The sequence below is a fragment of the Rathayibacter sp. AY1F3 genome (assembly GCF_002931975.1).
Classification (GTDB): domain Bacteria; phylum Actinomycetota; class Actinomycetes; order Actinomycetales; family Microbacteriaceae; genus Rathayibacter.
In genome coordinates this window covers 1-23,225 of sequence record NZ_PSVF01000020.1, presented here as the reverse complement: position 1 = coordinate 23,225, position 23,225 = coordinate 1, and the positions used below count along the sequence as shown (strand labels likewise).

Genomic DNA, 23,225 nt, shown 5'->3' with positions numbered 1-23,225 from the left:
CCGCGTCAGTCCCCGGAGGCGCGGGCCGCCTCGTCCTCGCGCCAGCCGGCCTCCTTCTGCACGTACTCGTTGTCGGCGAACTCCGCGAAGTCGCTCTCGTCGGTGATCCGGCGCACTTCGAGGCGGTTGCCGGGCACCAGCGGGCAGCGCAGCGCCCACTCGCGGGCCTGCTCCTTCGAGTCGACCCCGATGATCCAGAAGCCGTTGAAGAGCGACTCGGTCGGGCCGTAGGCGCCGTCGACGACGGTCGGCGGCTCGGAGGAGAAGTCGACCACGAAGCCGGAGGAGGCGACGTCGTCGGCCAGGCCGTCGCCCGAGAGCAGCACGCCCGCCTCGATCATCGCCTCGTTGTACTGCCCCATCCGGGTGATGATCTCGTCGAACGGGATCGAGGCGTAGGCCTCCTTCGCCGCATCGGTCGCGCGCATGATCAGCATGTACTTCATCGGGTCTCCCTGGGGTCGGTGCGCGGGGGCGCACCGCTCACTCTGGCGCGTCGGCGGCTCCGGGGGGAACAGCGGATCCGGAGGCGCATCGTCCTCGGCGCGGCCGTGAGCCGCAACCCCCGCGCAGACCCTCGCCGAGCGGCGGAGACTGGCGACGGCCCGTTGCTCGACGGGCGCTCATCGACGGAAGGAACGACCCCATGGTGGATCTCGGAGGACTCGCGGACAAGGCGAAGAACGCCGCGAGCAGCGACAAGGGCGAGGAGCTGACCGACAAGGGACTCGACAAGGCGGGCGACGCCGCCGACTCCGCGACCGGCGGGAAGTTCGCCGGGCAGGTCGACAAGGCCCAGGAGGCCGGCGACCAGCACGTCGGCAACGACTGACCCCCGGGGCGGCCCTTCCGCGCAGTCGCGGAGGGCCGCCCGTCCGTCAGTCCCGGTCGCCCAGCCCGACGAGCAGCGCCCGCACCACGGCGACGGAGCGATCGGCCGCGTCGTCGACGTGCGCCTCGAACTCGCCGGGGGCGCAGAGGTCCGAGATCCCGCGGACCGAGACGAACGGCAGCCCGTGCACGTGCGCCGTCTGCGCGAGCGCGACCGACTCCATGTCGGTGGCGAGCGCGCCGGGGAAGTCGCTCCGCACGCGGTCCACGTGGGCGCTGGAGACGAAGACGTCGCTCGAGACGATCACGCCGCGGCGCACCCGGGGCCCCTCGGGCAACTCGAGCTCCGCGGCGAGCGCCGCGTCGTCCCCGGAGTAACGGGCGGGCATCCCCGGGACCTGCCCGAGCGCGTAGCCGAACGCCCGCGCATCGGCGTCGGTCTGCACGTACTCGGCGCCGATCACGACCTCGCCCACGCGGACGTCGGCGCCCAGGCCGCCGGCGGTCCCCGCGCTCACCACGAGCGGCCGCTCGCCGGCCTCCCGAAGGATCGCTGCGGTGAGACCGCCGGCCGCGTTGACGAGGCCGATGCCGGTGCGGACGAGCAGCACCGCGCGGGAGTCGAGCTCGAGCTCCCACTGCAGCGCGTTGCCGACGGCGCGCGGCTCGGAGGCTCTCGACGCGGCGACGAGGAACGGCGCGGCCTCCTCGTCCATCGCGACCAGGACGATCGCCGTGCTCACGCGGTGACCGTCTCCCACTCCGAGCGGTGCGCGAGGAACGTGCGCGCCGCCTCCTGCGCCCCCTCGAGGGAGTGGTTGGCGCCCCAGCCGCACTGGGTCTCGTTGGCCGCGGGGACCTCGTCGGCCTCGGTGATGTCCTGGAGCGTCGCCTCGACCAGTCCGAGCACCTCGGCGAGCTCGGGCTCGCCCGAGAGGAGCAGGTAGAAGCCGGTCTGGCAGCCCATCGGCGAGAAGTCGATCACGCGGTCGGAGTGGTTGCGGGACTTCTCGGCGAACAGGTGCTCGAGCGAGTGCACGGTGGGCATCTCGAGGTGCCCGCGGTTGGGCTGCGTGAAGCGCACGTCGTACTTGACGAGGTGGTCGCCTCCGGGCAGCGTCTTCGCGTCGGCGAGGCGCACGTACGGCGCGGCGACGGTGCGGTGGTCGAGGTTGAACGACTCGACGTTCATGCGCGGCTGATCCACGGTGGTCTCCTTCGCTGGGGGTCCCTCCATTGTCCTCCGCTCCGCGGAGCGGAGGCGGACCCCGGCGGATCCGGCTGCTTCTCCTCCGGGGCTGCGCCCGGATGCGAGGAGTTCCTCGCCGGCCACGACGAGGTACGCCGCGTCGAGCGCGATGCTCACCAGGACCGCCTCGAACAGGCGCGCGGTGACCGTGCGGTCGTCCAGCGGGACCCGCCGCCCCGCACGGAGGAGTGGAGCACCCCGGGCAGCACCAGCGCGACGAGCGCCGTCACGCCGAGCACACTGTCCGGAACGACCATCGCCGCCACCTCCTCCGTCGACGGGTCGAGCATGCCGTCGCGCCCTGCGCGGCGGGGAACCAGGCCCCTGATCAGTGAATTACGGGCCGCTCCGATCCCTGGGGAGGAGCCTCGGCCGCTCCTCAGAACAGGTCCGAGAACCCCATCGCGACGAGGTTGTCGTGCGAGATCCGCAGGCAGTCGAGCGCGCTCCGCTCGTAGCGCTCGTCCTGCTCGACGAGGAGGTGGTCGACGCCGAGCGCGAGGCTCGTCCCGATGATCCCCGGGAAGTCGAGATTGCCCTCCCCCACCTCGGCGAACTGCACGTTCGAGGTGAAGGCGTGCACGGACCACCCGCCGGACATGTCGGCGGGCGGCCCGACCCGGTAGTCCTTCAGGTGCACCAGGGCGACGCGCTCCCCGTACCGGCGCAGCGTCGTCACAGGATCGAGCCCGCCCCGCTGCACCCAGTGCACGTCGAGCTCGAGCCCCAGCAGCGGAGCCCGCTCGGCGACGACGTCGAGCAGGAGGCGGCCGTCGTGCCGCGCGAACTCGTGGTGGTGGTTGTGGAGCAGCAGCCGCAGCCCGTCGTCGCGGAGCCTCGCCGCGGCGGCCTGGCAGCGGTCGGCGAAGTCGAGCAGGGCGGCCGGCGAGGCCGCCGCGGAGGCGGGCAGCATGCCGATCCGGACCGTGCGCGTGCCGAGCGCACGGGCGTCGGCGACGATCCCGGCGAGCCCGCCCTCGAGCGCGGCGCCCGGGGAGTCTTCCGGTGCCAGGCCCGCCGAGATCGCCGCGATCTCCACGCCGAGCTCGTCCCGCGCCCGCTGCAGCTCGGCCACGGTGGCCGCCGTCAGCGGGATCTGCGAGATCTCCACCGACCGGTAGCCGATCGCTCGGACCTCCCGGAGCGTCGCGAAGGCGCCCGCCGAGGCGAACGCGTCCTTCAGCATCATCGCCTGCACGCCGATCCTGGTCACGGCAGTCCTCCCGGTCTCGGTGGGGGCCGGCGTCTCCGCGGCCCGGAACGCCCCCGACGGTAGAGGCGTGCCTCCGATCTTGTCAATCGGTTGCCAATACGCGTATGGTCGTGGCACGGCGGCGCTCCTGCCCGCCGGTTCCCGACGACGAGAACGAGGCACGCACCGTGACCACCGCACCCGCGACGACCGCACCCGCGACGACCGCATCCGAGAACCCCGCGCCCTGGACCCTCTCCGGCTTCGGCGACGAGATCGACCCCGACCCGGTCGTCCAGGTCGCCGTCCTCCGAGCGCTCGGCGCGCACAGCATCGAGGTGCGCAGCGCCTGGGGCCGGAACATCGTCGACCTCGACGACGAGCGCCTCGCCCGCCTGGCCGCCGTGCTCGAGCGCGGCGGCCAGTCCGTCTCGGCCGTCGCCTCGCCCATCGGCAAGGTCGACGTCGCCCTCGACCCCGAGCTCGAGGTCGCGCGCCTCGACCGCGTCATCCGCGCCGCGCACGCCCTCGGCACGCCGAGCATCCGCGTCTTCTCGTTCTACCGGGGCGAGGGAGTGCCGGTCGAGAGCATCCGCGACGACGTCCTGCTGCGCATGCGCAGGCTCGCCGACCGCGCCGAGCGCGAGGGCGTGGTGCTGCTGCACGAGAACGAGAAGGACATCTACGGCGACGTCCCCGAGCGGATCCTCGACCTGGTCGAGTCCGTCGGCTCGCCCGCCCTGCGCCTCGCCTGGGACAACGCGAACTTCGTGCAGTGCGGGGTGCGGCCCTTCGACGACGGCTGGGCGACGCTGCGGCCCTACGTCGACTACCTGCAGGTGAAGGACGCGGTGGCCGCGACCGGCACCGTGGTGCCCGCCGGCGAGGGCGACGGCCAGCTGCGCGAGACGCTCACCGCCCTGCGCGACGACGGCTGGACGGGCGTCGCCTCGCTGGAGCCGCACCTCGCGATCACGGACGCCCTCGGCGGATTCTCCGGCCCCGAGTCGTTCGGAGTGGCCGCTCGGGCCTTCCGGGGGCTCGCCTCCTCGCTCGGGATCGACCTGCGATGAGCGTCCGCGCGGCGGTGATCGGCTGCGGCGACATCTCCTCCGTCCACCTCGCGGCGATCGGCACGGCGCCCGGCGCGGAGCTGGTGGCGGTCTGCGACACCGACCCGGGCCGGCTCGCCGCGGCCGCCGAGAGGCACGCGGTGCCGGGCTTCCCCGAGGCGGTCCGGATGCTCGACTCCGTCCGCCCCGACGTCGTGCACGTCTGCACTCCGCACAGCACGCACGCCGCGCTGGCGGTCGCGGCCCTGGACCGCGGCGTCGCGGTGCTCCTCGAGAAGCCGCTCGCCTCCTCCGTCGCCGAGGGCGAGCAGGTGATCGCCGCGGCCGAGCGGGGCGGGGCGCGCATCGGCGTCTGCTTCCAGAACCGCTACAACCCGCCCGTGCAGCGCCTCCGCGAGCTGCTGGTGTCCGGCTCCCTGGGCGCTGTGACGGGTGCGGCCGCGACCGTGCTCTGGCACCGCACTCCCGGCTACTACCTCGACCGCCCCTGGCGCGGGATGCGGGCCGAGGGCGGCGGCGGGATGCTGATGAACCAGGCGATCCACACCATCGACCTCCTGCAGTGGCTCCTCGGCGAGGTGGTCGCGGTGAACGGCTCCGCCTCCACGCGCCTGCTTCCGATCGAGGTCGAGGACACCGCCGACCTGGTGCTCACCCACGCCTCCGGCGCGCGCAGCGTCCTCTACGCGACCGTGGCGAACGCGTGGGACGAGCCGGTCGAGCTCCGCCTGCGCACCGAGCGCGCCACCGTCTCGCTGCGCGGTGCCCTCACCGTGCGGCGCGACGACGGATCCGTCGAGGTCGTCCCGGACACGGAGCGCCGATCCGGCGGGCGCTCGTACTGGGGCGCCTCGCACGAGCTGCTCGTGCACGACTTCTACGCCCGCCTCGGCGAGGACGAGCCCTTCTGGATCTCGCCCCGCGAGGCGGCGAGGTCGCTCGCGATCGTCCAGGCCGCCTACGCCCCGAGCGCGCCCGCGCGGATCCCCCTTTCCACCCCGAACGAAGGACTCCTCCCATGACCACCGTCCGCCTCGGCATCATCGGATTCGGCGCCCAGGGCTCCTCCTACGCCCGCTTCCTCGCCGACGGCAGGGTGCGCGACCTCGTCGTCACGGCCGTCGCCGACGTCGACCCCGCCCGGGAGGCGGCGGCCGCCGCGCTCGCACCCGGAGCGTCCTTCCACACCGACCACCGCTCCCTCCTCGCGAGCGGAGAGGTCGACGCCGTCGTCGTCTGCACTCCGCACTACCTCCACCCCGGGATCGGCATCGACGCTCTCGAGCACGGGCTGCACGTGCTGGTCGACAAGCCGGCGGGCGTCTACGCCGCGCAGGTGGCGGAGCTGAACGAGGCCGCCGCCGCCCGTCCCGGGCAGCGCTTCGCGATCATGTTCAACCAGCGGGCTAACCCGCTCTACCGCCGGCTCAAGGAGGTCGTCGACGAGGGCGGGATCGGCCGGATCCTGCGCTCGAACTGGATCATCACGACCTGGTGGCGGCCGCAGGCCTACTTCGACCAGAGCGCGTGGCGCGCGACCTGGGGAGGCGAGGGCGGAGGCGTCCTGGTCAACCAGGCGCCCCACCAGCTCGACCTGTGGCAGTGGCTGTGCGGAGTGCCGGAGTCGGTGGTCGCGAAGGCCGGCTACGGGCGGTGCCGCGACATCGCGGTGGAGGACGAGGTGACGGTGCTCGCCGACTTCGGCGGGGGCACGACCGGCGTACTGGTCACCACGACGCACGACCCGATCGGCACCGACCGCCTCGAGATCGTCGGCGACCGCGGCCGGATCGTCGTCGACGACTCCCGGGTCGCGACGATCACCCGGCTGAACGCCCCCGAGCGCGAGGTCAGCGCCGCCCTCAGCGCCGAGGACGTGGGCCTCCTGCTCAGCGGTCGCTACGACACCGCGGGCCTCTCCACGACGGAGCGGATCGAGTCGGCGTCGGTCTGGGGCGAGCAGCACACGGCCGTCCTGCAGGACTTCGCGGACAGCATCCTGCACGGCACGCCGCTGCTCGCACCCGGGGCGGAGGGGATCCTCGGGGTCCGGCTCGCCAACGCCATCCACTACTCGAGCTGGACGGGACGCGAGGTACCGCTCGACCTCGACGAGGGCGTGTTCCTGGCGGCGCTCAACGAGCGGATCCGCGAGGAGGGGGCGTTCCCGGAGCGGAGCTGACGGGGCGGAGCCGCGCGGACCCGCGCTGGAGGGGCCGGAGCGGTGGGCGGCCGACCGGCGACGGCGGCCTCCCGGAGCGCGGGCTCCCCGATCCGGCCCGACCCGGACGCGAGCGACGGGCCGGGCGGGCTTCTCGGCCCTGTGGCAGCATGGGCGGCGGACGGCGCCCCGTCCGCCGCCGTGCCCCTCGAGAGAAGACCGCGATCGTGCCCAGCGAAGACGCGCCCACCGGCCCCTCCGCCGCGAGACGCCGCGGCCGCTCCGCGACGACGATCTACGACGTCGCCCGACTCGCCGGCGTCGCCCCCTCCACCGTCTCCCGCGGGCTGAGCACGCCCGGACGGCTGAACGCCGCGACCGAGCAGCGGATCCGCGCCGCCGCGAAGGAGCTGGGCTACCGGCTCAACCCGATGGCGCGCGCGCTGCCGACGGGCCGCACCTCGACCCTCGGGCTGCTGGTGGCCGACATCACCAACCCGGCCTTCTTCCCCGCCGTGCGCGGAGCGGAGCGGGCGGCGTCGCTCCGCGGCTTCACGATGATCCTCGCCGAGTCGCAGGAGTCCGGGGAGCGCGAGGCCGAGGCGGCCGACCGCATCGCCGCCTCCACCGACGGGCTCGTCCTCGTCAGCACCCGCCTCAGCGACGAGGAGATCATCGCGCTGGCCGGGCGCATCCCGGTCGTCGTCCTCAACCGCGTGGTCCCCGGCGTCGCGGGGATCGTGCCCGATCTCGCCCCCGGGATCGACGCCGCGCTCGACCACCTCGCGGCCCTCGGCCACCGCTCCCTCGCCTTCATCGCCGGTCCGCCCGACTCGTGGATGAGTGCCGCGCGATGGGAGCTCCTCCTCGACCGCGCTCCGCAGCGGGGCATGACGGTCGTCGAGATCGGGCCGGGCGTCTCGACCCTCGAGGGCGGGAGGAGCGCGCTCGCGAGGGTGACCGCCTCCGGCGTCGGCGCGGTGATCGCCTACAACGACCTGGTCGCCATCGGACTGATGCGCGCGGCTCAGGAGTCGGGCGTCGCGATCCCGGAGCAGCTCAGCATCATCGGCTTCGACGACATCTTCGGCAGCGACTTCACCTCGCCGCCGCTGTCGACCATCAGCGCGCCGCTGGGCCGGATGGGCGAGCGGGCGGTCCGCCGGGTGCTCGGCGACGAGGAGCCTCCGGAGCGGGCCGACGATCTGCCGACGGAGTTCGTCCCGCGCGCCTCGACGGGACCCCGCCGCGACTCCTGACCCCGGTCCGCGCCCGGCGCGCCATCCGGTGCGACACCTCTGGCAATCGGTTGACACTCCTCGGCACCCATACTTGGATGGCCCCGTGCCGACGAAGCTGCTGAACGATCCCGACCGACTCCTGCCGATCGACCCGACGACCCGGGCGATCGCCCGCGATCTCCACGCGAGCGTCGCCGACCTGCCGATCCTCTCCCCGCACGGGCACGTGGATCCGCGCCTCCTGCTCGAGGACCGCCCCTTCGCCGACGCGTCGGAGCTCTTCCTCCGGCACGACCACTACGTCACCCGGCTGCTCCACTCCGCCGGGATCGACCTCGGCGATCTCGGCATCCCCGGAGGCGAGCGCCTCGCCGGCCCGGAGGAGGTGTGGCGCACGTTCTGCGCGCACTGGCGGATCTTCGCGGGAACCGCCTCGGGCTACTGGCTCCAGTCGATCCTCGCCGAGCAGTTCGGCATCACCGAGCAGCCCGACGCCTCCACCGCCGACGCCCTCTTCGCGGCGATCGGGGCCCGGCTGGCGTCCGACGCCTTCCGCCCGCGGGCGCTCTTCGAGCGGTTCGGGATCGAGGTGCTGGCGACGACCGACGATCCGCTGGACGACCTGGCCGTCCATCGGGCTCTGGCGGAGGATCCGGCGTTCCCGGGCCGCGTGCTGCCGACCTTCCGCCCCGACGCCTACCTCGATCCCTCCACCCCCGGCTGGCCCGAGCGCGTCGCCGCCCTGGCCGCCGCCACCGGAACGAAGGAGTCCAGCTTCCCCGGATTCCTCGAGGCCCTCCGCGCCCGGCGCCGGTACTTCCTCGACCACGGCGCCGTCTCCGCCGACCACGGAGTGCTGGAGCCGCTGACCGTCGACCTCGACCCCGCCGAGGCGCAGTCCCTCTTCGCCCGCGCCCGCGCCGGCACGATCGACGCCGAGGGCAGCCGCGTCCTCGCCGCGCACCTGCTGCTGCAGTCCGCCCGCATGAGCGTCGACGACGGCCTGGTGATGACCGTCCACGCCGGGGTGCTGCGCAACCACGATCGGCCGACCTTCGAGCGCTTCGGTCCCGACACCGGCCACGACATCCCCGTCGCGACCCGGTTCGCCGAGCCCCTCCGCCCGCTGCTGCAGGAGCTCGGCAACGCACCGGGCTTCCACCTCGTCCTCTTCGGGATCGACGAGAGCACCCACTCGCGCGAGCTCGCTCCCCTCGCCGGCTACTACCCGTCGGTGTTCCTCGGAGCGCCGTGGTGGTTCCTCGACGCGCCCGACGCGGTGCTGCGCTTCCGCGCCGCCGTGACGGAGACCGCCGGCTTCTCGCGGAGCTCCGGCTTCATCGACGACACCCGCGCGTTCCTCTCCATCCCGGCTCGTCACGACATGGCGCGGAGGCTGGACGCCGCGTTCCTCGCGCGCCTGGTCGCCGAGGGACGGATCGACTCCGAGACGGCGAGCGCCGTCATCCTGGACCTCGTCGACGCCCAGCCGCGGAAGGTCTTCAAGCTGTGAGCGGGCACGGCGGAGGAGGCGCGCTCGATCGCGCGTCCGCGGGCCTGCCGGCGGCTCCCGTCCGCATCGTCCACCTCGGCCTCGGCGCCTTCCACCGAGCGCATCAGGCCTGGTACACGCACGCGGTCGACGACGACCACGAGTGGGGCATCGCCGCATTCACCGGCCGGAGCCCCCGCGCGGCCGAGGAGCTCGCCGCGCAGGACGGCCTGTTCACGCTGATCGAGCGCGGACCGGAGGGCGACTCGGCGACGGTCGTGGGCAGCATCGTCGAGGCGGTCGACGGCGCGGACGTCGCGCGTCTCGTCGAGCTCGTCGCGGCTCCGGCGACGGCGATCGTCACGCTGACGATCACGGAAGCCGGGTACCGTCTCGCCGCGGACGGCGGCCCCGACCTGGACGACCCCGCCGTCCGGAGCGACCTCGACGCCCTCCGATCGGGAGGAGCGCCGGCGACCGCACTCGGCCGCCTCCTCCTCGGCCTCGCGGCCCGGCGCGACGCCGGCTCCGGCCCGCTCGCCGTCGTCCCCTGCGACAACCTCTCCGGCAACGGCCCTCTCGTGCGCCGTGGACTGCTCCTGCTCGCCGAGCGGCTCGACCCGTCGCTCGCCGACTGGATCGACCGCACCGTCTCGTTCGTGTCGACCTCCGTCGACCGGATCACCCCGGCGACCACGGCGGCGGACCGGGAGGCGGCGGCCGAGCTCACCGGCATCAGCGACGCCGCGTCCGTCGTGACCGAGCCTTTCCGCGACTGGGTCCTCTGCGGCGGCTTCCCCGCCGGCCGGCCCGCCTGGGAGCGCGCCGGAGCCCGCTTCGTGGACGACATCGAGCCCTTCGAGCGGCGCAAGCTGCGACTCCTCAACGGCGCGCACACGCTCCTCGCCGCCACCGGCCGCCGGCGGGGCCTCGCCACCGTCGCGGAGGCGATCGCCGACCCCGCCTGCCGGAGCGCCGTCGAGGCGTTCTGGGCGGAGGCGGCGGCCGGCCTCCCCGCCGGTCTCGACGCGGACGCCTACTGCGCCGCCCTCCTCGAGCGCTTCGGCAACCCCCGGATCGAGCACCGGCTCGAGCAGATCGGCGCCGACGCGACCGCCAAGCTCCGCATCCGGATCGTGCCCGTGCTCCTCGCCGAGCGCGCGGGCGGACACGGCGGAGCCGCCTCCCTCCGTGCCGTCGCCGACTGGATCGCACTGCTGCTCCAGGGCGACCGCCTGCCCGACGCGCAGCGCCCCGCCCTCGACCGCGCCCTCGGCTCCGCCCGGCCCCTCGAGGCGCTGCTGCGGCTCGTCGACCCGCGCCTCGTCGACGACCCGGCCCTCGTCGCCGCGGTCGCCGCTCAGGCGGCCTAGACCTCCACCCCGCCTCTCCGCGCGGTGCCTTCCGGCACCGTCGGCAACCGATTGCCACCTTCGCACCGTCTCGATGCGGCGCGGATCCCCGACGGGTCCGCGCCCGGGTAAAGGAGCCCGCATGATCCCCCGCACCACCGCGCCCGGAGCGCCCGCCGCTGAGAAGCTCTCGAAGCTGAGCATCGTGGGCTACGGCGCCGGCGACACGGCGAACAACCTCGCCTTCACCACCGCCACGATGTTCCTGCTCGTCTACTACACCGACGTCGCCGGGATCTCCGCGGCCGCGGCGGGCACGCTGCTGCTCGTCGTGCGGATCTTCGACGCGTTCGCCGACGTCTTCGCCGGCCGGGTCGTGGACCGCACCTACAGCAGGCGCTTCGGCAAGTTCCGGCCCTTCCTGATGTTCGGGTCGGTCCCGCTCCTGCTGCTCTCGGCCGCGACCTTCTCCGTCCCGCAGATCGGCGAGAGCGGAACCCTGCTCTACGCCTACCTGAGCTACGCCGCGCTCGGCCTCGCCTACAGCCTCGTCAACATCCCCTACGGCTCACTCGCCGGAGCGATGACGCAGGTCGGCACCGAGCGCGCGAAGCTCGCCAGCGCCCGCGCCATCGGCGGCGCGATCGTGGGGGCCGGGCTCGGCACCTTCATGGCCCCGCTGGTCGTCCCCGGCGCCGATCTGCAGTCGCTCTTCTCGATCGTCACGCTGAGCTTCGTCGTCGTCGGCTCCGCGCTCTACCTCTTCACGATCCTGACCGCGAAGGAGCGCGTCCAGCGCGACGTCGCGCACGTCACGTTCCGTCAGAGCATGACGACCCTCCGCTCCAACCGGCCGCTGCTCTTCCTGTGCCTCAGCTCGTTCCTGTTCCTCACCGGGACCCTCGCGCTCCAGACCGTGCAGCTCTACTACCTGCGCGACGTGCTCGGATCGGTCCAGCTCTACGCCGCGATGTCGCTCATCCAGCTCGCCCTGACCTTCGGCCTGGCCGCCCTCATTCCGACGATCGTGCGGCGGTTCGGCAAGCGCAACGCCTACATGGCCGGAGTCGCGGTCCTGATCAGCGGAGGAACGGTCGTCTTCCTCGCCCCGGGCGACGCGGTGGCGGTCGGCTTCGGCGGACTGGTCCTCGCCTACGTCGGCATCCAGCTCGTCAACATGCTCGTCTGGGCGATCGAGGCCGACACCGTCGAGTACGGGGAGTGGAAGACCGGCATCCGCTCCGAGGGCACGATCTACGCCCTGTTCTCCTTCACCCGCAAGACCGGCCAGGCGGTCGGAGGCGCCCTCGCCGCGTACGCGCTGGCCTGGGGCGGCTACGTGGCCGGGGCCGCGGAGCAGAGCGAGCACGCCGAGTGGGGCATCCGCGCCGCCGCCGGCCTCATCCCGGCCGTCGCGGCCCTGCTCGCGGTGCTGATCATGGCGTTCTACCCGCTGACCGACCGCCGGCACGCGCAGATCGTCGCCGAGATAGCCGAGCGCCGCGAGAGCACGGGACAGGCCGCGCCCGTGGCGCCCGGCCTCTCGACCGCCGCGTTCTCGATGGACCGCGCTCCCGGCCGGAACCCCTGACCCGATCCCCCACCACGAAAGGCATCCCATGAAGATCGACAAGGCCGAGGTCGTCGTCACCAGTCCCGACCGCAACTTCGTCACCCTCAAGCTCACGACCGACGACGGGCTGACCGGCCTCGGCGACGCGACCCTCAACGGCCGCGAGCTCGCCGTGGTCTCCTATCTCGCCGACCACGTCGTGCCGCTGCTCCTCGGTCGCGACGCCTCGCGCATCGAGGACACCTGGCAGTTCCTCTACCGGTCGTCCTACTGGCGCCGCGGGCCGGTCACGATGGCGGCGATCGCGGCGGTCGACACCGCCCTCTGGGACATCAAGGGCAAGGCCGCCGGCATGCCGCTCTACCAGCTGCTCGGAGGCGCGTCCCGCACCGGCCTGCTCGCCTACGGCCACGCGTCCGGGCGGACGGACGCGGAGCTGTTCGACAGCATCCGCGAGCACCAGGAGCAGGGGTACCGCGCGATCCGCGTGCAGACCGCGGTGCCGGGGCTGACCTCGATCTACGGCATCGCCTCCAACGCCGTCCTCGAGGGCAACGCCGGTGTGCGCTACGACCACGAGCCGGCGCAGCGCGGCGGTCTGCCGACCGAGGAGGACTGGGACACCCGCGCCTACCTGCGCCACGTCCCCCGCGTCTTCGAGGCCGTCCGCAACGAGTTCGGGCCGGGGCTCCCCCTCCTCCACGACGGCCACCACCGGATGACGCCGATCCAGGCCGCGGCCCTCGGCAAGTCCCTCGAGCCGTACGACCTCTTCTGGCTCGAGGACTGCACGCCCGCCGAGAACCAGGAGGCCCTCCGCCTCGTCCGGCAGCACACCACCACGCCCCTGGCGATCGGCGAGGTCTTCAACACCGTCTGGGACTACCAGCTCCTGATCCGCGAGCAGCTGATCGACTACATCCGGAGCGCGGTCACGCACACCGGTGGCGTCTCCCACCTCCGGAGGATCCTCGACCACGCCGCGCAGTACCAGATCAAGTCCGGGATGCACGGACCCACCGATGTCTCCCCGGTGGGCATGGCGGCCGCGATGCACCTGGGCCTGGCGATCCACAACTTCGGGATCCAGGAGTACATGAAGCACGGCGAGCGGACCGACAGCGTCTTCCAGCAGTCGTTCACCTGGAGCGAGGGACGGCTGCACCCGGGCGACGCCCCCGGGCTGGGCGTCGAGCTCGACGTCGACGCCGCCGGGAAGTACCCCTACGTGCGCGCGTACCTGCCCTTCAACCGCCTCGCCGACGGCACCGTCCACGACTGGTGACCTGCGGGCGCCCCTCCTCCGCCGAGGGGACCCCTGACGGTCGCGGGAGCCACGACCAGCGGGCTCCCTCGACGGTCCGGGGTTCCCCCCGCCGGGCACAGGCCGGTCAGGGCATGAAGCGGTAGCCCATGCCCGCCTCGGTCAGCAGGTGGCGCGGATGTGCGGGGTCGGGCTCGAGCTTCTTGCGCAGCTGCGCGAGGTAGAGGCGCAGGTAGCCGGTGTCGGTGACGTGCGCGGGGCCCCAGATCTCGGCCAGCAGCGAGCGGCGGGTGACCAGCTTGCCCGCGTTGCGGATGAGGATCTCGAGCACCTGCCACTCCGTCGGGGTGAGCCGCACGGAGACGCCGTCCCGCGTTGCGCTCTTGGCCACCAGGTCCACGGTCACCTCGCCGATCACGACCAGCGGCTCGCCGTCGGCCGGCTGCACGCGTCGCGAGAGGGCCCGGATGCGCGCGAGCACCTCGTCCATCGAGAACGGCTTGGTCACGTAGTCGTCCGCGCCGGCGTCGAGCGCGCCCACCTTGTCGGCCGCGCCCGTCCGCCCCGACACCACCAGGATCGGCGCGCTCGTCCAGCCGCGCAGTCCGTGGATGACCTCCACCCCGTCGAGCCGGGGCATGCCGAGGTCGATCATGTAGAGGTCCGGATGCTCGTCCACCGCGCGGTTGATCGCCTCGGTGCCGTCGCCGGCCGTCACCACGTCGTATCCGCGGGCGGTGAGCGTGATGCGCAGGGCGCGCAGGATCTGCGGGTCGTCGTCGGCGATCAGGATCTTCATGCGGCTCCTCCGGAGTCCTCGTGCGGAGCGGTGCCCGACCCGCCGTCGTGCGGGGCGGCCGGAGCGACGTGAACCGCAGGAGCAGCGGCAGCAGTCTCCGGCGCCAGCGGCAGCGTCACCACCATCGTCAGCCCGCCCCCCGGAGTGTCCTCCGTCTCGAGCGTGCCGCCCATCCCCTCCGTGAACCCCTTCGAGAGCGCGAGGCCGAGGCCCAGGCCCGTGAGGTTGTCGTCGTCGCCGAGTCGCTGGAACGGCACGAAGATCTCGGCGCGGCGCTCCTCGGGCACCCCGGGGCCGTGGTCGACGATCCGCAGCTGCGCGCTCCCGCCGAAGGCGCTGGCGGCCACGCGCACCCGGGTGCCGGACGGCGCGTAGCGGACGGCGTTCGCGAGCAGGTTGACCACGACGCGCTGCAGCAGAACCGCGTCGGCGAGCAGCGCCGGGCCCTCCGGATCGAGGTCGAGGTCGACCTCGCCGGGTCCGAGCCCGAGCTCGTCGAGCGCGGGGAGCACCACGTCGGCGGCGTCGAGCGGAGCGAGCGCCACGGCGAGCGCCCCCGCCTCCAGCCGCGTCACGTCCAGCAGGTCCGTGACCAGCGCGGCGAGCACGGTGAGGCTCTCGTCGGCGGTGGCGAGCAGCTCCTCCCGGTCGCGCTCGCTCCAGACCACTTCGGGCGAGCGCAGACCGCTGACCGCCGCGGTGGCCGCGGCGAGGGGCCGGCGCAGGTCGTGGCTGACGGCCGACAGCAGGGCGCTGCGCACCCGGTCGGTCTCGGCCAGCGGAGCGAGGGAGCTGGCCGTCTCGCTGAGGGCCGCGTTCTCGAGCACCGAGTCCAGCTGGGCGGCGACGACCTGGAGCAGTCGCCGCTCGCTCCCCTCCAGCTCGCGGCCGTGCAGCTCGAGCACCGCGCCCTCGCCCACCGCGATGCGCGCGGGATCGCCCTCCGGCTGCGGCTCACCGTCGGCCGCGACGAGCTCGCCGCCGCGCAGCAGCCGCACGCCGGTCAGCCCGAACGCCTCGCGCGAGCGCTCGAGGATCGCCTGCAGCGCCCCCTGCCCGCGGATCACGCCGCCCGCGATCGTCGCCAGCAGCTCCGACTCCGCCCCCGACCGCTTGGCGGCCCGCGCCCGCCGGGCCGCGCGGTCGACCACGGCGCTGACGAGCGCCGCGTTGAGCACGTAGAGCACCAGCGCCAGCGCGTGCAGAGGCTCGTCGACGGTGATCGTGTAGAGCGGATCGACGAAGAAGAAGTCGAGGGTCAGCCCCGAGAGCACGGCCGCGAAGAGGGCCGGCCAGAGGCCGCCGACCAGCGCGACCACCACCACCAGCAGCTGGTACGAGAGCACGTCGCTCGTGATCGACTCGTCGCTGCGGAGGCTCGAGAGCAGCCAGGTCACCAGCGGGCCGCCCACGAGGGCGAGGGCCAGTCCCAGGAGGCGGCGCCGCAGCGTCAGTGCCCCGTCGAGCCTCGGCAGCACCGCGGTGCGCCCGGCGGCGGAGTGGCTGACGATGTGCACGTCGATGTTGCCGGACTCGCGGATGACCGTCGACGCGGTGCCGGGCGTCAGCGCCGAGGCGAGACGGCTCCGCCTGCTCACGCCGATCACCAGCTGCGTCGCGTTCACCGAGCGGGCGAACTCGACCAGCGTGCGCGGCACGTCCTCGCCGACCACCTGGTGGTAGCTGCCGCCGAGCTTCTCGACCAGCACCCGCTGCGCCTCGAGCACGTGCGGGCGTGGGGTGCGGAGGCCGTCGGGGGTCACCACGTGCACGGCGAGCAGATCGCCCCCGGAGGCGCGGGCCGCGATCCGCGCGCCGCGCCGCAGCAGTGTCTCCCCCTCCGGCCCGCCGGTGAGGGTCACGACCACGCGCTCGCGCGCCTCCCAGGTGCTGTCGATGCCGTGCTCGACGCGGTAGTCGCGCAGCGCGCTGTCGACCTCGTCGGCGAGCCAGAGCAGCGCGAGCTCGCGCAGGGCCGTCAGGTTGCCGAGCCGGAAGTAGTTGGACAGCGCCGCGTCGATGCGCTCGGGCGGGTAGACGCGGCCGTCGGCGAGGCGGTCGCGCAGCGCCTGGGGCGCCAGGTCGACGACCTCGATCTGGTCGGCGGCGCGGAGGACCGCGTCCGGGATCGTCTCGCGCTGCGGCGCTCCGGTGATCGCGTGCACGACGTCGTTGAGCGACTCGATGTGCTGGATGTTCACGGTCGAGAAGACGGTGATGCCGGCGTCGAGGAGCGTCCGCACGTCCTCCCAGCGCTTCTCGTGCCGGGAGCCGGGGGCGTTGGTGTGCGCGAGCTCGTCGACCAGCGCGACGTCGGGCCGGCGGGCCAGCACCGCGTCGAGGTCCATCTCGTCGAGCAGCACGCCGCGGTGCTCGACGGCCCTCCTCGGCACGACCTCCAGCCCCTCGACCATCGCGGCGGTGGCGGAGCGGCCGTGCGTCTCGACCACGGCCACCACGACGTCGCGGCCCTCGGCGGCGAGCCGGCGGCCCTCCTCGAGCATCGTGTAGGTCTTGCCCACTCCGGGCGCGGCTCCGAGGAGCACGCGCAGGCGGCCCTTCGTCATGCTCCCGGCCTCCCCTCGTGCTCGCGGCTCCGGGGCGTCCCGGGCTCGCGGGACCGGCGTCGATCCGCTCGATCGGACGGTCCCGACGAGCCGATCGCGATTCTACGAGCCGGAGGCGCCACCGGAGCGGTCACAGCCGCGCGAGAGCGGCGTTGAGCTCGAGCACGTCCACCGTCGGCTCGCCGAGGTACCCGAGCTCGCGGCCCGCGGTGTGCTCGTCGACCAGCGCGCGCACGGCGCTCACGTCGAGCCCGCGGGCGGCGGCGACGCGGGGCGCCTGCAGCTGCGCGTAGGCGGGGCTGATCGCGGGGTCGAGCCCCGAGGCGGAGGCGGTCAGCGCGTCGGCCGGCACAGCGGCCGGGTCGACGCCCTCGAAAGCGGCGATCGCGGCCCGGCGCTCCTCGACGGACGCGACCAGGTCGGCGTTCTCGGGGCCGAGGTTGCTGCCGGTCGAGGCCGCGGCGTCGTAGCCCGCGGCGGAGGGACGCGACTGGAACCACTCCGGCAGGGGCGCTCCATCGGCGTCCGTGAACGACTGGCCGATCAGCGACGAGCCGATCACCGCGCCGTCCTGGCGCAGCAGCGAGCCGTTCGCCTGGGCGGGCAGGGCGAGCTGCCCGATCCCGAGCACCGCGAGCGGGTACGCCGCTCCCAGCAGCACGGTGAGCACGATCATCGCGCGCAGCGCGACACCGTAGGGACGGAACATGGTCTCTTCTCTCTGTCTTCGGTGGTCGGGACGGACGGGTCAGAAGCCGGGGATCGCGGCGACGATCAGGTCGACGAGCTTGATCCCGAGGAACGGAGCGATCACTCCGCCCAGCCCGTAGACCAGGAGGTTGCGGCTGAGGATGCGCGAGGCGGCGACCGGGCGGTACGCCACTCCGCGCAGCGCGAGCGGGATCAGCACGACGATCACCAGCGCGTTGAACACGATCGCCGAGAGGATCGCCGAGGCCGGCGAGTGCAGCTGCATCACGTTCAGCACCGCGAGCCCGGGGAAGACCCCCGCGAACATCGCCGGGATGATCGCGAAGTACTTCGCCACGTCGTTCGCGATCGAGAACGTGGTGAGCGCGCCGCGGGTGATCAGCAGCTGCTTGCCGATCCGCACGATGTCGATGAGCTTGGTGGGGTCGGAGTCGAGGTCGACCATGTTGCCCGCCTCCTTCGCCGCCGAGGTGCCGGTGTTCATCGCCACGCCCACGTCTGCCTGCGCGAGGGCCGGGGCGTCGTTGGTGCCGTCGCCGGTCATCGCGACCAGCGCGCCGCCCTCCTGCTCGCGCCGGATCAGGGCGAGCTTGTCCTCGGGGGTCGCCTCGGCGAGGTAGTCGTCGACTCCCGCCTCCGCCGCGATCGCCTTCGCGGTCAGCGGGTTGTCGCCCGTGATCATCACGGTGCGGATGCCCATCGCGCGCAGCTCCGAGAAGCGCTCGGCGAGCCCGTCCTTCACCACGTCCTTCAGGTGCACGACGCCGAGCAGGCGGGCGCCGTGGGCGTCCTTCACCGCGACGACGAGGGGCGTGCCGCCGCTCTCCGAGACGCCGTCGACGAGCACCGTGAGGCGCGCCGCGACCGCGGACGGCAGCGGCCCCTCCTCCTCCACCCAGGCGCGCACGGCCGAGCCGGCGCCCTTGCGGATGGAGGAGCCGTCGGGGAGGTCGAGCCCGCTCATCCGGGTCTGCGCGGTGAACGGCACCACGGCGGCCTGAGCGGGCTCGGCGGCGGGGCGGCCCGAGTCGCCCGCGAGGTCGACGATCGACTTCCCCTCGGGCGTCGGGTCGCTGAGCGAGGAGGAGGCTGCCGCGTCGACGAGGGCGGCCTGCGCCACTCCGTCGAGGGGGAGGAACGCCACCGCGCGGCGGTTGCCGTAGGTGATCGTCCCCGTCTTGTCGAGCAGGAGCGTCGTGACGTCGCCCGCCGCCTCCACCGCCCGGCCTGACATCGCGAGCACGTTGCGCTGCACGAGCCGGTCCATGCCGGCGATGCCGATGGCCGAGAGGAGGGCGCCGATGGTGGTCGGGATGAGGCAGACGAGCAGGGCGACCAGCACCGGGACGCTCACGGAGGCTCCTGCGAACGAGGCGATCGGGTTCAGGGTCAGCACGACCACGACGAACACGATCGAGAGGCTCGCCAGGAGGATGTCGAGCGCGATCTCGTTCGGCGTCTTCTGCCGCGACGCGCCCTCGACCAGGCCGATCATCCGGTCGACGAAGGTCTCGCCCGGCCGGGAGGTGATGCGCGCCACGATCCGGTCCGAGAGCACTCGCGTGCCGCCCGTCACCGCGCTGCGGTCGCCTCCGCTCTCGCGGACGACCGGGGCCGACTCGCCCGTGATCGCCGACTCGTCGATGGAGGCGATGCCCCAGACGATGTCGCCGTCGCCGGGGACGAGGTCGCCCGCCTCCGCCACGACCACGTCGCCCAGCTGCAGCTCGGCCGAGGAGACCTCGACCAGGCGGGCCGACAGGGCGGAGGGGTCCGCGGGGTCGTAGTCGGCCACGCGCCGGGCCGGAGTGCTGGTGCGGGTGTCGCGCAGGCTCTCGGCCTGGGCCTTGCCGCGGCCCTCAGCCACCGACTCCGCGAGGTTCGCGAACACCACGGTGAGCCAGAGCCAGATCGCGATGCCGGCCGTGAAGGTGCCGGGCACCGTCGATCCGCCCGACTCCTCCGGCCCGCCGAGGAACGGCTCGGCGATCGCCAGCACCGTGGTCAGCGCGGCGCCGACCTCGACGATGAACATCACGGGGTTGCGCCACATCAGGCGCGGATCGAGCTTGCGCAGCGCTCCGGGGAGGGCGGAGGCGAGCTGGCGCGGCCCGAGGGCGGCGCGGGTGGGGCGCGCGGGTTCCGCGGGGGCCTCGGTGAGTGCAGTGGTCATCGGAGTCGCAGTCCTTCCGCCAGGGGGCCCAGCGCGAGTACGGGGAAGTAGGTGAGCGCGGTCACGACGACCGTGACGCCCACGAGGAGGCCGACGAACTGCGGCCGGTGGGTGGGCAGCGTGCCGGCGCTGGAGGGCACCGGCGACTGCGCCGCGAGCGAGCCGGCCAGGGCGAGCACCAGCAGGATCGGGAGGAAGCGGCCGAGGAGCATCGCGACGCCGAGCGCCGTGTTGAGCCAGGGCGTGTTCGCCGTCAGCCCCGCGAACGCCGAGCCGTTGTTGTTGGACGCGGAGGTGAAGGCGTAGAGCACCTCCGAGAGCCCGTGCAGCCCGGGGTTCAGGATCGACGTGCTCTCCACGTCCTCCCGCACCGCCGGGATCGCGAAGCTCAGGGCCGTGCCGGCCAGCACGAGCGTCGGCGTCACGAGGATGTAGAGGCTCGCGAGCTTGATCTCGCGCGGGCCGAGCTTCTTGCCCAGGTACTCGGGCGTCCGGCCGACCAGCAGCCCGCCGACGAACACGGCCAGCACCGCGAGCACGAGCATCCCGTAGAGGCCCGAGCCGACGCCGCCGGGGGCGACCTCGCCGAGCATCATGTTGAGCATCGGCAGCATGCCGCCGAGCGCGGTGAAGGAGTCGTGCATCGCGTTGACGGCGCCGGTCGAGGTGAGCGTCGAGGCGGTCGCGTAGAGGGCGGAGCCGGCGATGCCGAAGCGCGTCTCCTTGCCCTCCATCGCGGCTCCGGCGGCCTGTGCCGCGGATCCGCCGCCCGCCGCCTCCAGCGCGGTGAGGGCCGCGAGCGACACGACGAAGATCGTCGCCATCGCCGCGAGGATCGCGCACCCCTGCCGCACGTCGCCGACCATCCGGCCGAAGGTGCGCGGCAGCGAGAACGGGATCGCGAGGATCAGCACGATCTGCAGCAGCGACACCCACGCCGAGGGGTTCTCGAACGGGTGCGCGGAGTTGGCGTTGAAGTAGCCGCCGCCGTTGGTGCCGAGCAGCTTGATCGCCTCCTGCGAGGCCACCGCGCCGCCCGGGATGCTCTGCTCGCCGCCGGTGAGCGTGGTCACCGTCAGCGGGCCGTTCAGGTTCTGGATCACGCCGCCCGCGATCATCACGACCGCCGCCACCACCGCGAGGGGCAGCAGGAGGCGCAGCGTGCCGCGCACGAGGTCGACCCAGAAGTTGCCGAGCGTTCCGGAGGAGCGGCGCGCGAATCCGCGGATCAGCGCCACCGCCACGGCCAGGCCCACGGCCGCCGAGACGAAGTTCTGCACGGCGAGGCCGCCGAGCTGCACCGCGAAGCCGAGGGTCGCCTCCGGGGAGTAGGACTGCCAGTTGGTGTTGGTGACGAACGAGACGGCGGTGTTGAACGCCAGCCCCTCCGGCACCGCGGGGAGGCCGAGGGAGCCGGGCAGGACCGCCTGGAGGCGCTGCATCCCGTAGAGCAGGAGCACGCCGACGAGCGAGAAGGCCAGCACGGCCCGGAGGTAGGCGCGCCAGCTCTGCTCGCCCGCGGAGTCGACGCCGATGAGGCGGTAGACGCCGCGCTCGAGCGCGAGGTCGCGCGTCGAGGTGTAGACGCGGAACATGTGGTCGCCGAGGGGGCGGTGGAGGAGGGCGACGGCCAGGCCGACGGTCGCGACCTGGAGGACGGCGAGGAGCGGATCCATCAGAAGCGCTCCGGTCGGATCAGGGCCGCGACGAGGTAGACGACGGCGGCGAGCGCCAGCACGGCCGCGAGGGCGTCGAAGACGATCACCGGCCCGCCTCCTTCTCGCGGGTCCCGCGGGTCGCCGAGGGGGGCGGTCCGCCCAGCCGCTCGACCCCCTTCGCGGCGAGAGCGATGAGCGAGAAGAGGGCGAGCACGCCGAGGAGGTAGGCGAGGTCGAGCACGGAGGACTCCATCCGGGGAGCGGACGACGCCCGGGACCGGACGCCTGCCGGGAAGCGGCACAGGAAGCGATGCAACACCTCGCGGGGGCCCGTCGGAGCGGTCCTCACGGTTCCCCTACGGCCCGGCCCGGAGTCCTCGCGTTTCCCTCACGCGGGCGGCGGGGGGCGCCCGGCGGAGGGGCGGGAGCCGGGCGGGAGCCGGGCGGGAGCCGAGCGGTGAGAGCGTTCTCCCCCAGCAACGGCGGGGGTCGACGTCCCGAAGATCACATTTCGGCATCGCCTGGACAAATTCGCCGCCCGCGCTTTACTCCCCCCGATCGAAGGAATATGTTCTCTCCGTGGACAAAGCCCCTCGGGGCTCTCCCGCCCTCCCGGGCGACGACACGACGACGTGCGCCACACGTGCACGCCTCTTGTCGTCCTCTCCCTCGGACACTGCTTTCAGAGAGGAATGCACTCCATGAAGTTCTCCCGCGGCATCACCACGCTGGCCGCCGCCGGCATCATCTCCCTCGGCCTCGCGGCCTGTTCCGCGAGCCCCGCCAACTCCGGAGGCGCCGCTGCCGGCGCCGGCGCGGAAGGCGACTGCACCGTCGGCATCTCGATGCCCACGCGCAGCCTCGAGCGCTGGATCAACGACGGCGAAGGCCTCCAGTCGCAGCTCGAGGGCGACGGCTGCACCGTCGACCTCCAGTACGCCGACAACAAGACCGATCAGCAGATCTCGCAGATCCAGAACCAGATCGCCGGCGGCTCCAAGATCCTGGTCATCGCCGCGATCGACGGCGAGGCGCTCGCGCCCGTCCTCGCCGAGGCGAAGAAGCAGAACGCCACCGTCATCGCCTACGACCGTCTCATCAACGGCACCGCGGACGTCGACTACTACGCGACCTTCGACAACTACAAGGTCGGCCAGCTCCAGGGCCAGTACATCGAGTCGACCCTCGACCTGAAGAACGCCGCGGGCCCCTTCACCCTCGAGCCCTTCGCCGGCAGCCCCGACGACAACAACGCGAAGTTCTTCTTCTCCGGCGCGTGGGACGTCCTGCAGCCCTACATCGAGAGCGGCAAGCTCACCGTCCCCTCGGGCAAGTCGCCCGCGTCGGACGACGACTGGGCCTCGATCGGCATCCAGGGCTGGGCCTCCGACAAGGCGCAGTCCGAGATGGACAACCGCCTCTCGTCCTTCTACACCGGCGGCCAGAAGGTCGACGTCGTGCTCTCCCCCAACGACAGCCTGGCCATCGGCATCGAGGCCTCGCTGAAGTCGGCCGGCTACACCCCCGGCGCCGACTACCCGGTCATCACCGGCCAGGACGCCGACAAGGCCAACGTCAAGGCGATCCTCGCCGACGAGCAGTCCATGACGGTCTGGAAGGACACCCGCACCCTCGGCGACCGCGTCTTCCAGATGGTGCAGTCGATCGTCGCGGGCGAGGAGCCCGAGGTCAACGACACCGAGACCTACGACAACGGCGAGAAGGTCGTCCCGTCCTACCTGCTGGAGCCGCAGGTCGTCACGAAGGACGACGTGCAGTCGGTCCTCGTCGACTCCGGCTTCCTCAAGGCCGGCGACGTCGGACTCTGATCCGTCGGGCGGGGGTGGGGAGGAGCGATCCTCCCCGCCCCCGCCTCCCCGTCCGCACAC

At 73.1% G+C, this 23,225-nt stretch carries 21 protein-coding genes; 10 read left to right on the top strand and 11 right to left on the bottom strand.

The annotated features are described in order from the left end of the window. Nucleotides 1–5: 5 nt before the first annotated feature. Nucleotides 6–446: a YciI family protein gene (locus C5C39_RS12325; protein ID WP_104222630.1), complete on the bottom strand. Its 441-nt coding sequence runs from the start codon at nucleotides 444–446 to the stop codon at nucleotides 6–8. A 200-nt stretch (nucleotides 447–646) separates the two neighbouring features. Between C5C39_RS12325 and C5C39_RS12320 the strand changes: the two genes are divergently transcribed. Further along, complete coding sequence (locus C5C39_RS12320; protein WP_104282784.1) at nucleotides 647–832, top strand: antitoxin; 186 nt, start codon at nucleotides 647–649, stop codon at nucleotides 830–832. Between the two features lie 46 nt (nucleotides 833–878). Here the strand turns inward: C5C39_RS12320 and mtnN are convergent, their stop codons facing one another. The 3 genes from mtnN to C5C39_RS12305 all read right to left on the bottom strand — a co-directional run bounded on the left by mtnN (nucleotide 879) and on the right by C5C39_RS12305 (nucleotide 3,293). Then, nucleotides 879–1,574, bottom strand: a complete 696-nt coding sequence (mtnN, locus tag C5C39_RS12315) for a 5'-methylthioadenosine/S-adenosylhomocysteine nucleosidase (protein WP_258075832.1) — start codon at nucleotides 1,572–1,574, stop codon at nucleotides 879–881. After that, nucleotides 1,571–2,068, bottom strand: a complete 498-nt coding sequence (locus C5C39_RS12310; protein ID WP_308470894.1) for an S-ribosylhomocysteine lyase — start codon at nucleotides 2,066–2,068, stop codon at nucleotides 1,571–1,573. Before C5C39_RS12310 ends, mtnN begins: the two co-directional genes overlap by 4 nt. Nucleotides 2,069–2,459: 391 nt before the next feature. Further along, complete coding sequence (locus C5C39_RS12305; RefSeq protein ID WP_258075831.1) at nucleotides 2,460–3,293, bottom strand: sugar phosphate isomerase/epimerase; 834 nt, start codon at nucleotides 3,291–3,293, stop codon at nucleotides 2,460–2,462. 167 nt (nucleotides 3,294–3,460) lie between these two features. On the opposite strand from C5C39_RS12305, the gene C5C39_RS12300 reads away from it, so the two are divergent. The 8 genes from C5C39_RS12300 (at nucleotide 3,461) to manD (ending at nucleotide 13,449) form a co-directional block, all read left to right on the top strand. Next, on the top strand, nucleotides 3,461–4,345 hold the full coding sequence (locus C5C39_RS12300) for a sugar phosphate isomerase/epimerase (protein ID WP_258075830.1): 885 nt from the start codon (nucleotides 3,461–3,463) through the stop codon (nucleotides 4,343–4,345). Continuing rightward, nucleotides 4,342–5,367: a Gfo/Idh/MocA family protein gene (locus tag C5C39_RS12295; protein ID WP_104353490.1), complete on the top strand. Its 1,026-nt coding sequence runs from the start codon at nucleotides 4,342–4,344 to the stop codon at nucleotides 5,365–5,367. The genes C5C39_RS12300 and C5C39_RS12295 overlap by 4 nt, the downstream gene beginning before the upstream one ends. Continuing rightward, nucleotides 5,364–6,527 carry a Gfo/Idh/MocA family protein gene (locus C5C39_RS12290; RefSeq protein ID WP_104353489.1) on the top strand — a complete coding sequence of 388 codons (1,164 nt, stop codon included), beginning with the start codon at nucleotides 5,364–5,366 and terminating at the stop codon, nucleotides 6,525–6,527. Before C5C39_RS12295 ends, C5C39_RS12290 begins: the two co-directional genes overlap by 4 nt. 206 nt (nucleotides 6,528–6,733) lie before the next feature. Then, complete coding sequence (locus C5C39_RS12285; RefSeq protein ID WP_159940282.1) at nucleotides 6,734–7,765, top strand: LacI family DNA-binding transcriptional regulator; 1,032 nt, start codon at nucleotides 6,734–6,736, stop codon at nucleotides 7,763–7,765. A gap of 85 nt (nucleotides 7,766–7,850) precedes the next feature. Continuing rightward, nucleotides 7,851–9,260: a glucuronate isomerase gene (gene uxaC, locus C5C39_RS12280; RefSeq protein ID WP_104250264.1), complete on the top strand. Its 1,410-nt coding sequence runs from the start codon at nucleotides 7,851–7,853 to the stop codon at nucleotides 9,258–9,260. Further along, nucleotides 9,257–10,612 (top strand): mannitol dehydrogenase family protein, encoded by a 1,356-nt coding sequence (locus C5C39_RS12275; protein ID WP_258075829.1) that lies wholly within the window; start codon nucleotides 9,257–9,259, stop codon nucleotides 10,610–10,612. The genes uxaC and C5C39_RS12275 overlap by 4 nt, the downstream gene beginning before the upstream one ends. A 121-nt stretch (nucleotides 10,613–10,733) precedes the next feature. Beyond that, a complete protein-coding gene (uidB, locus tag C5C39_RS12270) occupies nucleotides 10,734–12,182 on the top strand; it encodes a glucuronide transporter (protein WP_104353488.1) in 1,449 nt (482 codons plus the stop codon). A 28-nt stretch (nucleotides 12,183–12,210) separates the two neighbouring features. After that, nucleotides 12,211–13,449 carry a D-mannonate dehydratase ManD gene (manD, locus tag C5C39_RS12265; RefSeq protein ID WP_104222646.1) on the top strand — a complete coding sequence of 413 codons (1,239 nt, stop codon included), beginning with the start codon at nucleotides 12,211–12,213 and terminating at the stop codon, nucleotides 13,447–13,449. A gap of 106 nt (nucleotides 13,450–13,555) precedes the next feature. Here manD and C5C39_RS12260 read toward each other — a convergent pair whose 3' ends face one another. The 7 genes from C5C39_RS12260 to C5C39_RS17530 all read right to left on the bottom strand — a co-directional run bounded on the left by C5C39_RS12260 (nucleotide 13,556) and on the right by C5C39_RS17530 (nucleotide 21,589). Beyond that, a complete protein-coding gene (locus C5C39_RS12260; protein WP_104353487.1) occupies nucleotides 13,556–14,227 on the bottom strand; it encodes a response regulator in 672 nt (223 codons plus the stop codon). Beyond that, the gene (locus C5C39_RS12255) at nucleotides 14,224–16,794 is read right to left on the bottom strand and encodes an ATP-binding protein (protein ID WP_104266577.1); all 2,571 of its coding nucleotides are present in this window, start codon (nucleotides 16,792–16,794) and stop codon (nucleotides 14,224–14,226) included. The genes C5C39_RS12260 and C5C39_RS12255 overlap by 4 nt, the downstream gene beginning before the upstream one ends. A gap of 130 nt (nucleotides 16,795–16,924) precedes the next feature. After that, nucleotides 16,925–17,503, bottom strand: a complete 579-nt coding sequence (gene kdpC / locus C5C39_RS12250; RefSeq protein WP_104222649.1) for a K(+)-transporting ATPase subunit C — start codon at nucleotides 17,501–17,503, stop codon at nucleotides 16,925–16,927. Between the two features lie 39 nt (nucleotides 17,504–17,542). Continuing rightward, nucleotides 17,543–19,678 carry a potassium-transporting ATPase subunit KdpB gene (kdpB, locus tag C5C39_RS12245; RefSeq protein WP_104353486.1) on the bottom strand — a complete coding sequence of 712 codons (2,136 nt, stop codon included), beginning with the start codon at nucleotides 19,676–19,678 and terminating at the stop codon, nucleotides 17,543–17,545. Further along, the gene (gene kdpA / locus C5C39_RS12240; protein ID WP_104353485.1) at nucleotides 19,675–21,354 is read right to left on the bottom strand and encodes a potassium-transporting ATPase subunit KdpA; all 1,680 of its coding nucleotides are present in this window, start codon (nucleotides 21,352–21,354) and stop codon (nucleotides 19,675–19,677) included. Before kdpA ends, kdpB begins: the two co-directional genes overlap by 4 nt. Continuing rightward, nucleotides 21,354–21,443 (bottom strand): K(+)-transporting ATPase subunit F, encoded by a 90-nt coding sequence (gene kdpF / locus C5C39_RS12235; protein ID WP_068209492.1) that lies wholly within the window; start codon nucleotides 21,441–21,443, stop codon nucleotides 21,354–21,356. Before kdpF ends, kdpA begins: the two co-directional genes overlap by 1 nt. Further along, a complete protein-coding gene (locus tag C5C39_RS17530; protein WP_167299012.1) occupies nucleotides 21,440–21,589 on the bottom strand; it encodes a hypothetical protein in 150 nt (49 codons plus the stop codon). Before C5C39_RS17530 ends, kdpF begins: the two co-directional genes overlap by 4 nt. Before the next feature lie 448 nt (nucleotides 21,590–22,037). Here C5C39_RS17530 and chvE point away from each other — a divergent pair, with 448 nt between their 5' ends. Next, nucleotides 22,038–23,165, top strand: coding sequence for a multiple monosaccharide ABC transporter substrate-binding protein (gene chvE, locus C5C39_RS12230; protein ID WP_374952918.1), 1,128 nt, complete (start codon nucleotides 22,038–22,040; stop codon nucleotides 23,163–23,165). Nucleotides 23,166–23,225 lie beyond the last annotated feature (60 nt).

What these genes read in the sequence shown, in the direction of transcription:
- uidB (WP_104353488.1), top strand. Translation starts at nt 10,734, where the DNA reads ATGATCCCCCGCACCACCGCGCCCGGAGCGCCCGCCGCTGAGAAGCTC.
- manD (WP_104222646.1), top strand. Translation starts at nt 12,211, where the DNA reads ATGAAGATCGACAAGGCCGAGGTCGTCGTCACCAGTCCCGACCGCAAC.
- kdpB (WP_104353486.1), bottom strand. Translation starts at nt 19,678, where the DNA reads ATGACCACTGCACTCACCGAGGCCCCCGCGGAACCCGCGCGCCCCACC.
- C5C39_RS12325 (WP_104222630.1), bottom strand. Translation starts at nt 446, where the DNA reads ATGAAGTACATGCTGATCATGCGCGCGACCGATGCGGCGAAGGAGGCC.
- C5C39_RS12310 (WP_308470894.1), bottom strand. Translation starts at nt 2,068, where the DNA reads ATGGAGGGACCCCCAGCGAAGGAGACCACCGTGGATCAGCCGCGCATG.
- C5C39_RS12290 (WP_104353489.1), top strand. Translation starts at nt 5,364, where the DNA reads ATGACCACCGTCCGCCTCGGCATCATCGGATTCGGCGCCCAGGGCTCC.
- C5C39_RS12260 (WP_104353487.1), bottom strand. Translation starts at nt 14,227, where the DNA reads ATGAAGATCCTGATCGCCGACGACGACCCGCAGATCCTGCGCGCCCTG.
- C5C39_RS12320 (WP_104282784.1), top strand. Translation starts at nt 647, where the DNA reads ATGGTGGATCTCGGAGGACTCGCGGACAAGGCGAAGAACGCCGCGAGC.
- C5C39_RS12295 (WP_104353490.1), top strand. Translation starts at nt 4,342, where the DNA reads ATGAGCGTCCGCGCGGCGGTGATCGGCTGCGGCGACATCTCCTCCGTC.
- C5C39_RS17530 (WP_167299012.1), bottom strand. Translation starts at nt 21,589, where the DNA reads ATGGAGTCCTCCGTGCTCGACCTCGCCTACCTCCTCGGCGTGCTCGCC.
- kdpC (WP_104222649.1), bottom strand. Translation starts at nt 17,503, where the DNA reads ATGTTCCGTCCCTACGGTGTCGCGCTGCGCGCGATGATCGTGCTCACC.
- kdpA (WP_104353485.1), bottom strand. Translation starts at nt 21,354, where the DNA reads ATGGATCCGCTCCTCGCCGTCCTCCAGGTCGCGACCGTCGGCCTGGCC.
- C5C39_RS12255 (WP_104266577.1), bottom strand. Translation starts at nt 16,794, where the DNA reads ATGACGAAGGGCCGCCTGCGCGTGCTCCTCGGAGCCGCGCCCGGAGTG.
- chvE (WP_374952918.1), top strand. Translation starts at nt 22,038, where the DNA reads ATGAAGTTCTCCCGCGGCATCACCACGCTGGCCGCCGCCGGCATCATC.